Here is an 8,528-nt window from a genome sequence, read left to right as displayed (position 1 = left end):
CGCGGGCGGTGGTCGAGGCCGGGCGCGGCGGCGTCGAGCGCGTCCAGCACGGCCTGCAGCCGCTCGGGGCTCTCGGGATGGCCGGCGCCGGGGCGGTGCGCCAGCATGTCGGGATGGGTGAAGAGGGCGACGCTCATCGGGGAGAGGATAGGGACGGCCACGGGACTTGTCGCGTCCCGATCAAGGTCCTAAGCGCGCAGAATGACCGAGCCCTTGATCCGCCCCGCCGTAGACGCCGACGCCGCCGCCCTGGGCGTGTTGGGGCGGCAGACCTTTATCGACACCTTCGTGGACGGGTTCGCCATCCCCTATCCGGCGGACGATCTGGCGGCCTTCCTCGACGCCAGCTTCAGCCCGGAGACGATCCGGACGAAGCTGAAGGAGCCCGGCGCGGCCTGGTGGGTGGCCGAGCGCGACGGGGCGCTGCTGGCCTTCGCCAACACAGGACCGAACACCCTGCCCCATCCCGACGCGCGGCCGAGCCATGCCGAGCTCCGCCGGCTGTATGTGTCGAAGGCGGCGCAGGGTCTGGGGCTGGGCACGAAACTGCTGGCGGTCGCCCTGGACTGGATGGAGACCCACACCGACGGGCCGCTGTGGATCGGGGTGTGGAGCGGGAACCTCAAGGCGCAGAAGCTGTATGCGGCCTACGGGTTCGAGAAGGCGGGGGAGTACCAGTATCCCGTCGGGGCGTGGATGGATGACGAGTTCATCCTGCGGCGGGGGTAGGTAAAGGCGATCGTCGACGCCTAGGACCAGACCGCGACCGTCGGCGAATAGGCGTCCATCGCCTCGAGGGCCGCGGTGACCAGCACCCGCTCCTCCTCGTTCAGTTCCGGCCGCCAGATATCGAAGATCAGCACGACGCGTGTCCGGTCGCTGGTGTTGATCGCCTCATGTTCGATGGTGTCGTCGAACACCCAGGCCTTGCCCTTTTCCCAGCTGCGGACGTCGTTGCCCACGCGGAATTTGCAGCCCGGAGGCGTGATCAGCGGCAGGTGGCAGACCAGCCGGGTGTTGACGAAGCCGGTGTGGGGCAGGATGTGCGCCCCGGCCTTGAGCTGCGAGAACATGACCTGCGGCGAGCGGGCGGCGATCTGGCACAGAGGGGCGTCGGCAAGGGCCGCCAAGGTCTGCGGACAGCGGCCGGCGTTCGGCGTGGCCTGACCGTCCTTCCACAGGAAGCTGGTGCTCCAGTCCATGCTGTCGACCAACGGATAGTCGGTCCGGCTGGGGAGGTGGGCGACGGTCTGGAGGTAGGGGCTGAAGCCGCGGTCCTGCTCCAGCAGGGCCTCGAGTTCGCCGGTGATGACGTCGGTCGCCGACTCGACCCTGTCCATCCACGGGAACATCTCGCGCGGATAGAACTGCGCGTTCGGCAGCTCCGGAAAATAGAAGGCCTTGGGCTGCTGGAAATAGGCCTGTTTGCGGCCCGTCGCGAGATCGAGGGCGTGGGTGAACCGGGCGCTCGACCGCCCCTCGACATAGCCGGCCCGGTCAAGCTCCTCCCGGACGTGGTCGAAGATGCCGGCGGCTAGCCGGTCACGGAGCGCGCGGGCGCGGGCGACGCCCGGGGCGATATCGGCCGGTACGGCGGCGCCGGACTCCGCGAGACTGACGAGCGCCCGGTAGTAGAGGTTGGCCTCCCGCTTAGCGCCGAGGGCGGAGAGCATGTCGCCCTTCACCAGCAAGGCCCTCGGATCCTGACCGTCGAGCTCCAGGGCGCGGTTGACGACGACTTCCGCGGACCTGTCGTCTCCCAGCTTGTGATGGGTCCATGCCAGCATGGCGAGGTGGGCGGGCCCGGCCCTGTCGGCTGCATCAAGGCGCGCCAGCGCCTCGCGGGCCTCTTGCCAGCGTCCCGAGTGGAAGGCGACGACCGCCGCTGGAGCATCGACGGGAACGGACTGAGACGCACGCACAGAGAACTGGGACATAAGGCTGGATTGCCCCCGCCCGGTGACCGAAACGGGGCCGGTGCGTTACGTGAAATTCATGTCCACGGGCCGGCTGGTATTCTCCCGGTCGGGGCCGGATAATCCCGCCCATGCTCCTCCCCTTCTTCACCGCCCTGAGAGACGCGCGCGTGCCCGTGTCGATGAAGGAATGGCTCCATCTGATGGAGGCCATGGACAAGGATGTGGCCGGGCGGAAGGTCGACGACTTCTACCACCTGTCGCGGGCGGTGCTGGTCAAGGACGAGAAACACTACGACCGGTTCGACCAGGTGTTCGGCAAGGTCTTCGCCGGGATCGAGACCGTCGGCGCGGGCGACGAGCCGTCGCTGGACGTGCCCGAGGAGTGGCTGAAGCTGCTCAACGAGAAATACCTGACGGACGAGGAGAAGGCGCAGATCGAGGCGCTGGGCGGGTTCGACAAGCTGATGGAGACGCTGAAGCAGCGGCTCGAGGAGCAGCAGGGCCGGCACGAGGGCGGCAACAAGTGGATCGGCACCGGGGGGACCAGCCCGTTCGGCCACGGCGGCTACAATCCCGAGGGGGTGCGCGTCGGCGGGCCCGGCAAACAGGGCCGGGCGGTCAAGGTCTGGGAAAAGCGCGAATACCGGAACCTGGACGACCAGGTCGAACTGGGAACGCGCAACATCAAGGTGGCCCTGCGCCGCCTGCGCCGGTTCGCCCGGCAGGGCGCGCTCGACGAGTTGGACATGGACGCCACCATCGACGGCACGGCGCGTCAGGGCTGGCTGGACATCCATATGCGACCAGAGCGGCGCAATACGATCAAGGTGCTGCTGTTCCTCGACATCGGCGGGTCGATGGATGCCCATGTGAAGATGTGCGAGGAGCTGTTCTCGGCCGCGAAGACCGAGTTCAAGCATCTGGAATTCTTCTACTTCCACAACTGCCTCTATGAGGGGGTGTGGAAGGACAACCGGCGCCGGCACACCGAGAAGATCCCGACCTGGGAGGTGCTGAACAAATACCCCGCCGACTGGCGCGCCATCTTCGTCGGCGATGCGACCATGAGCCCGTACGAGGTGACCATGCCCGGCGGCTCGGTCGAGCACTGGAACGAGGAGGCCGGGGCCGTCTGGATGAAGCGGGCGACGCAGCAGTGGGACAAGGTCGCCTGGCTGAACCCGTCCCCGGAACGCTACTGGAGCTATTCCGCCTCGGTCGGCATGGTGCGCGAACTGGTCGATGAGCGGATGTATCCGCTGACCCTGGAAGGGCTGGAGAAGGCGATGCGGGCGCTGGCCAAATAGGTTAGGGTTTCAGGGTCGTCCCGGGAAACTCGCGCCATGCTCGCCGTCGTCCTCGCCCTGATGCTGCAACAGACCCCTCCTCTCCCCGCCGCGACGGGTCAGGTGGTGTGGGAGACGCCGGCGCCCGCTGAACCAGCGGACCCCGTCGCCGCCATCGAGATCCCTGCGATTCCCGACTCCGCCCGCGCCGATCCGTGGGGTTACGAGCGGGCCGAATGCAGTCCGCTGATCCGCTCGAGCCAGGAATCGCTGGAGACCTGTCAGGCGCGGGTCCGGATGATCCTCGCCGCCCACCTCGGCGCCGCCCTGCCCGCCGGACTGGCCCCCGCAGGCGCGCCGAACGAATGCCGGCAGGAGGCCGCCGGCGACCGTTACGCCCTGCAGTGCGGCGCCCCGACCCGGGCCGCCCGGCCGACGACGGTGCTGGAGGAGCGAAGCTGCGAAACCCGTCCACGCGTCCAGCCCCAGGGCGGCGTGGCCTGGACCGAGGAATGCCGCCCCGCCAGCCGCGTGCGTGAAGATGATGAGGGCCTGACCGTCCGGCTGGGCGGCCGGGACTAAACGGCGCTTCGCCGAACAGCGTCAGGTCTGGAAGGGTGACCGCCGCTCCACCCTGTGCGCCCCTGCCCTGACGGGAGGGCGGGCAATGCTGCTGACGATGATGGCGATGACGATCCAGCTGGCGGCGCCGGCCGGAGACCCGCAGATCGAGATTCCGGATTCGGCCCTGCGCGACCCTTACGGCTTCGTGTTGTCGCATTGCAGTCCGCTGGTGCGGCGCTCCAGCGAGTCGCTGGAGGCGTGCGAACACCGGGTCGGGACCGCGCTGCGGGCGCGCCTGCCGCACTTCCGCCCGCGACCGCTCGCGACGACGGTCGCCTCAGCCTCTGACGACCCTCCGACCGCCACCACCGGCACGGCCTTCGGCGGGCGGTGCACCACGCGGCAGGACAGCCAGCAGAGCGAGGACGGCTCGTCCTCGTCCGGCATGATCGTCTGCGGCGACCGGTCCGGCGCCGCCGCGAGCGTCCTCGAAGGCCTGCTGAGGCCGCAATGATCGTCGCCCTGTTGCTTGCCGTCCTGCTGCAGGACGGCCCGATCCGGACCGCGCCGGAGCCGCCGCCGCAGGAAGGCGCGGCGCCGCGCTTCGGGCGATTGGGCTTTCGGACGGCTGAACGGGCCGATGGTGCTGTCCCCGCCTGGGCCCTTGACGACCCGGCAGGCTGGGAGGCCAGCCAGTGCGGCGCCGCAGGCGACGACGCCTGCCGGCGCCAGGCGCGCAACCGCCTGGCGATGGCGCGCGCCGGCCTGGCGGCCGAGACGCCGGCAGCCGGCGAGAGTCCGGCCGCGCCCGAGAACTGCCGGATGGTGATGCGGCGATCGGAGACCGGCTTCGGAGGCTCGTTGTCACGCATCTGTGGCGACGGGGCGGAGATCGGGACAACCCTGGACCGGCTCGGGAGCGCGCGGCCGGCGGTGGAGCCGTGCGACCGGCCTTCGTCGCTGGAGACCCAGGCGGCCTGGATCGCCCGCTGCCGGGCGCTGCCCCTACCCTGACACGACAACGCCGCGCCCGGGGTCCGGACGCGGCGTGCTATCGATTTGCAGAAGGACCTAGTTGCGCTTGTCTTCGCGCAGGGTGTCCTTCAGGCCGCCGACGGCGTTCTGGATCTTGCCCTCGACCTGTTCGGCGCGGCCTTCAGCCTTGAGCTTTTCATCGCCGGTCAATTTGCCGGCGGCTTCCTTGATGTTGCCGCCGAGGTTCTTGGCGGCGCCTTCGACTCGATCGTGATCGGGCATGGGAATCTCCTGACACACATCGCCGGGCCGGCGATGACTGGACCAGAAGAGCGAACGATCGCGCTTCGCGTTCCGTACTGTGCAGCTAGACGTGGCGCCGCAGCCAGACGGTCACCGCCCAGGCGTGGGCGTCGTGGCGGAGTCGCATGAGAGCTTCCCGCGGATCGAGCCAGATCAGGTCATGATCGGCCTCGACCTTGGCGGCGGGGTCGAGCGCCAATTGTTCGACGATCCAGAAGCCGCCGATGTTGTTGATCGGCTCGCCGTCCGACTTGCGGAAATACTGGGACGCTTCGGCGATGCGGGTGATCGGGCGCGCCGTCATGCCGGTTTCCTCGAGGAACTCGCGGACCACGGCCTGTTCCTCGGTCTCGTCGCCGTCGACGGCGCCGCCGGGGAGGTCGAAATAGCTGCCTTCGCCGCGGTCCACGCGGACGCAGGCGAGTTTGCCGTCCTCAAACACCAGACCGAAGGCGGTGGGGCGCGGGCGGTGGTCGAGGCCGGGCGCGGCGGTTCCGAACTGCAGCCGGGTCATGATCAGAGATCGAACGCCAGACGGGCGCGCACGCCCTTGTGCGCCTTGTCGAACTCGACCGCCGACCGGAGGCCCGAGGCCATGGCGGAGATGATCTTGCCCCCGAGGCCGGTGCCCTTGACCGAACCGTCTCCCATGCCCGGGCCGTCATCCTCGACCGTCAGTATGGCGCGTCCGTTCGGACCCTGACCCAGGCTGACGCGAATCTGGCCCGGCTTGCCCGGTTCATAGGCGTATTTTACGGCGTTGGTGACCAGTTCGGTGACCACCACGCCAAGCGACACGGCCTGATCGGTCGAGACCCGCATCGGCGCGGCCTCCAGATGGATCGAGCAACCATCCTTGTCCGGACACAGGGACTGCGACAGTTCGTCGATCAGACCCTCGAGGTATTCGTGCATGGCCACGGAGGACATGTCGCCCGAGGTGTAGAGCCGGCGGTGGACGTGGGCCACGGCCTCGATCCGGGCCTGGGACTCCTTCAGCGCGGCGCGGGCGCCTTCGTCGGCCAGATGGCGCAGCTGCAGCGACATGAAGCTGGAGACCAGCTGCAGGGAGTTGCCGACGCGGTGGTTGACCTCGCGCAGCATGGCCTCGGCCCGGTCGCGGGCGATGCGAACCTCTTCCTGGGCGGCGTCGTTCTCGCGCTGCAACCGACGTCGCGACACCGCCTCCTCCAGGGCGTTGCGCAGGAGGGCGGTGAAGTCCTCCGAAACGTCCTTGATGACATAGTCGGCGGCGCCGGCGCGCAGGGCGGCCACGGCGATGCGGCCTTCCTGGGCCCCGGTGACATAGACCACCGGCGGCGGGTCGGGCAGGGCGATGATGTCGGGCAGGACGTCGAGGCCCTCGCGGCCCGGCATGTAGTGGTCGAGGGCCACGACGTCGAAATCGCCGGGTTGCGCGATGAGCGTGCCGAGGCCGGCGTCGCCGTCCGGCGCGCAGGTCACGGCGTAGCCATGACGCCCCAGCTCCTTCTCGACCAGCCGCGACAGGCCGCGGTCATCGTCGATGTAGAGCAGGCGAATGACGTCGCCTTCGAGCCTTGAGGACACGGTCACTCGATGTCCGGCGCCTGCATGACCGACAGAAACAGCCCCAGCTGGCGAATGGCGCCCGCGAAGCTCTCATAGTCGACCGGCTTGGTGATGTAGACGTTGCAGCCGAGGTCGTAGCAGCGCTGGATTTCCTGCTTGTCGTCGGTGGTCGTCAGGATCACCACCGGCGCGCGCCGGAGGCGCTCATCGGCCTTGACCCGGATGAGGATGTCGGTGCCCGACATGTCCGGCAGGTTCAGGTCCAGAAGGATCAGCATCGGCCCGTTGAGCCGCACCTCCTCGCTGAACAGATAGTCCATGGCCGCGCCGCCATCGGCGAAATGCGCGATCTCGTTGGAGATGTTCGCGCGACGGATGTTCTTCTCGATCAGCTTGGCGTGGCCGAGGTCGTCCTCGACCATCACGATCTTGACGGCATGGCTCATGCGTAGTCTCCGGCGGCCGGGAGGATCAGGCGTGTGGGGAATTTCAGGATAAATGTCGAGCCCTTACCAAGCTCTGACTCGAGGGTGATGTCGCCGCCCAGACGGCGAACGCTGTTGCGGACAAACGCCAGGCCCAGACCCTCGCCGGGCCGGTCCTGCCTGCCCGAGCGGCGGAAGAGCTCGAAAATCCGCTCGTGGTCGCGGTCGGAAATGCCGCGGCCGTTGTCGGCGATGCGGTAGACGATCCAGCCGCCGGCCGTCTCTTCGCCGGTGACCACGATCCGGCCGGGCCGCGAGGCGTCCAGATATTTGACGGCGTTGTCGATCAGATTGCCCAGCACCTGTTCGACCGACAGCCGGTCGCTTTCCAGGCCCGGCAGGGGTTCGACGACGATCTCCGCGCCGGCGGCGTGGGTCTGGTGACGGACGCTGTCGGCGATGTTGCGGACCATGGCGGTCATGTCGAGCGGCTCCGGGACGAGGTTGCGGCGGCCCTCGCGCGACAGTTTGAGGATGGCGTTGATCAGCCGGTCCATCTTCTCGGTCGAGGCCCGGATGAAGCCGATAGCCTCGGGGACGTCCTCACGCACGGCGGTCAGGGCGTCCTGCTCGACCAGTTTGGGAGCCTTGGTCTCGACCGCCGTCATCTGTTTGTCGATGATCCGGCCGGCCTGCTCAAGCTCGGCGGTGTAGCCCATGACGTTGACCAGCGGCGCGCGCAGGTCGTGGCTGACGATATAGGCGAAGCGCTGGATCTCCTCATTGGCGCGGGTGAGTTCGAAGGTGCGGACGCGCACCTGGTTTTCCAGACCGGCGTTGAGACGGTCCAGGGCGTCGCGGGCACCCTGCACCTCGTAGATGTAGCGGCGGATCAGCCAGGCGCTGGCGCCCGCGAGGACCAGTATGACAGCGCCGCCGAAGGCGTTGGCGATGACCGTGACATTGCCGGCCCATTCCGACTGGCGTGTCTGGAACTGCAGCCGGGTGGTCTGAATTTCGTCGATGGCGGCGATTTCGACCCTCATGGCGTCCATCAGGACCTTGCCGCGACCACTGCGGACGAGGGCGACGGCCTCGTCGAACCGGCCGGTGCGCGCCAGGCTGATCGTCCGCTCCATGAGGATCTGTCGTTCGTCGGACAGGGCGCGGAGGTGCTCGACCCGCGGCCCGAGGTCCGGGTCGCCGACGGTGAGGCCCGTCAATTCCTCAAAAAGGTCCGGCAACCGCTGGATCGCTTCGGTGTGGATTGAAAGATATTCGAGGCGACCCGTCAGCATGTACCCGCGCTGCCCGGTTTCGGCGTCGACCAGCCGGGTCAGGACCTCGCGCGCCACGAAACGGGTCTGCTGGGCTTCCTCGACGGTGTCGTTGAAGTCGGCGGTCCGCTGGATCAGCACGAAGACCGCGAGGTTGAGCACCAGCAACAGCGCGATCGCCAATGCCAGAAGACCAGCCACGCGTCGTCCGAGCGTCGGCGTGCGGAC

General features: G+C 68.3%; 11 protein-coding genes. 5 read left to right on the top strand and 6 right to left on the bottom strand.

All coding sequences use genetic code 11. The features are described 5' to 3' along the window. Positions 1 to 201: 201 nt before the first annotated feature. Positions 202 to 729 (top strand): GNAT family N-acetyltransferase, encoded by a 528-nt coding sequence (locus tag QQJ79_RS08925; protein ID WP_284222580.1) that lies wholly within the window; start codon positions 202 to 204, stop codon positions 727 to 729. Positions 730 to 749: 20 nt separating this feature from the next. Here QQJ79_RS08925 and QQJ79_RS08920 read toward each other — a convergent pair whose 3' ends face one another. Continuing rightward, positions 750 to 1,937, bottom strand: coding sequence for an aspartyl/asparaginyl beta-hydroxylase domain-containing protein (locus QQJ79_RS08920; RefSeq protein WP_284222579.1), 1,188 nt, complete (start codon positions 1,935 to 1,937; stop codon positions 750 to 752). Between the two features lie 110 nt (positions 1,938 to 2,047). Between QQJ79_RS08920 and QQJ79_RS08915 the strand changes: the two genes are divergently transcribed. The 4 genes from QQJ79_RS08915 to QQJ79_RS08900 all read left to right on the top strand — a co-directional run bounded on the left by QQJ79_RS08915 (position 2,048) and on the right by QQJ79_RS08900 (position 4,783). Further along, entirely contained in the window at positions 2,048 to 3,226 is a 1,179-nt protein-coding gene (locus tag QQJ79_RS08915; RefSeq protein WP_284222578.1) for a vWA domain-containing protein, read from the top strand. A 36-nt stretch (positions 3,227 to 3,262) separates the two neighbouring features. Then, positions 3,263 to 3,787: a hypothetical protein gene (locus tag QQJ79_RS08910; RefSeq protein WP_284222577.1), complete on the top strand. Its 525-nt coding sequence runs from the start codon at positions 3,263 to 3,265 to the stop codon at positions 3,785 to 3,787. Between the two features lie 85 nt (positions 3,788 to 3,872). After that, positions 3,873 to 4,283 carry a hypothetical protein gene (locus QQJ79_RS08905; RefSeq protein WP_284222576.1) on the top strand — a complete coding sequence of 137 codons (411 nt, stop codon included), beginning with the start codon at positions 3,873 to 3,875 and terminating at the stop codon, positions 4,281 to 4,283. Next, positions 4,280 to 4,783 (top strand): hypothetical protein, encoded by a 504-nt coding sequence (locus QQJ79_RS08900; protein ID WP_284222575.1) that lies wholly within the window; start codon positions 4,280 to 4,282, stop codon positions 4,781 to 4,783. The genes QQJ79_RS08905 and QQJ79_RS08900 overlap by 4 nt, the downstream gene beginning before the upstream one ends. Before the next feature lie 57 nt (positions 4,784 to 4,840). Here QQJ79_RS08900 and QQJ79_RS08895 read toward each other — a convergent pair whose 3' ends face one another. The 5 genes from QQJ79_RS08895 to QQJ79_RS08875 all read right to left on the bottom strand — a co-directional run bounded on the left by QQJ79_RS08895 (position 4,841) and on the right by QQJ79_RS08875 (position 8,501). Beyond that, complete coding sequence (locus QQJ79_RS08895; protein WP_284222574.1) at positions 4,841 to 5,026, bottom strand: CsbD family protein; 186 nt, start codon at positions 5,024 to 5,026, stop codon at positions 4,841 to 4,843. Positions 5,027 to 5,111: 85 nt separating this feature from the next. Next, the gene (locus QQJ79_RS08890) at positions 5,112 to 5,561 is read right to left on the bottom strand and encodes an NUDIX domain-containing protein (RefSeq protein WP_284222573.1); all 450 of its coding nucleotides are present in this window, start codon (positions 5,559 to 5,561) and stop codon (positions 5,112 to 5,114) included. Positions 5,562 to 5,563: 2 nt separating this feature from the next. Further along, positions 5,564 to 6,622 (bottom strand): sensor histidine kinase, encoded by a 1,059-nt coding sequence (locus tag QQJ79_RS08885; RefSeq protein WP_284222572.1) that lies wholly within the window; start codon positions 6,620 to 6,622, stop codon positions 5,564 to 5,566. Continuing rightward, a complete protein-coding gene (locus tag QQJ79_RS08880; protein ID WP_284222571.1) occupies positions 6,619 to 7,044 on the bottom strand; it encodes a response regulator in 426 nt (141 codons plus the stop codon). Before QQJ79_RS08880 ends, QQJ79_RS08885 begins: the two co-directional genes overlap by 4 nt. Next, positions 7,041 to 8,501, bottom strand: coding sequence for a sensor histidine kinase (locus QQJ79_RS08875; protein WP_284222570.1), 1,461 nt, complete (start codon positions 8,499 to 8,501; stop codon positions 7,041 to 7,043). Before QQJ79_RS08875 ends, QQJ79_RS08880 begins: the two co-directional genes overlap by 4 nt. Positions 8,502 to 8,528 lie beyond the last annotated feature (27 nt).

Origin of the sequence: Brevundimonas denitrificans, assembly GCF_030160755.1 — a bacterium.
GTDB lineage: Bacteria > Pseudomonadota > Alphaproteobacteria > Caulobacterales > Caulobacteraceae > Brevundimonas > Brevundimonas denitrificans.
This window is presented reverse-complemented; position numbering and strand designations above follow the sequence as displayed.

Excerpts from the sequence above, each read along its gene's own strand:
- QQJ79_RS08925 (WP_284222580.1), top strand. The coding sequence starts at position 202 with ATGACCGAGCCCTTGATCCGCCCCGCCGTAGACGCCGACGCCGCCGCC.
- QQJ79_RS08920 (WP_284222579.1), bottom strand. The coding sequence starts at position 1,937 with ATGTCCCAGTTCTCTGTGCGTGCGTCTCAGTCCGTTCCCGTCGATGCT.
- QQJ79_RS08915 (WP_284222578.1), top strand. The coding sequence starts at position 2,048 with ATGCTCCTCCCCTTCTTCACCGCCCTGAGAGACGCGCGCGTGCCCGTG.
- QQJ79_RS08910 (WP_284222577.1), top strand. The coding sequence starts at position 3,263 with ATGCTCGCCGTCGTCCTCGCCCTGATGCTGCAACAGACCCCTCCTCTC.
- QQJ79_RS08905 (WP_284222576.1), top strand. The coding sequence starts at position 3,873 with ATGCTGCTGACGATGATGGCGATGACGATCCAGCTGGCGGCGCCGGCC.
- QQJ79_RS08900 (WP_284222575.1), top strand. The coding sequence starts at position 4,280 with ATGATCGTCGCCCTGTTGCTTGCCGTCCTGCTGCAGGACGGCCCGATC.
- QQJ79_RS08895 (WP_284222574.1), bottom strand. The coding sequence starts at position 5,026 with ATGCCCGATCACGATCGAGTCGAAGGCGCCGCCAAGAACCTCGGCGGC.
- QQJ79_RS08890 (WP_284222573.1), bottom strand. The coding sequence starts at position 5,561 with ATGACCCGGCTGCAGTTCGGAACCGCCGCGCCCGGCCTCGACCACCGC.
- QQJ79_RS08880 (WP_284222571.1), bottom strand. The coding sequence starts at position 7,044 with ATGAGCCATGCCGTCAAGATCGTGATGGTCGAGGACGACCTCGGCCAC.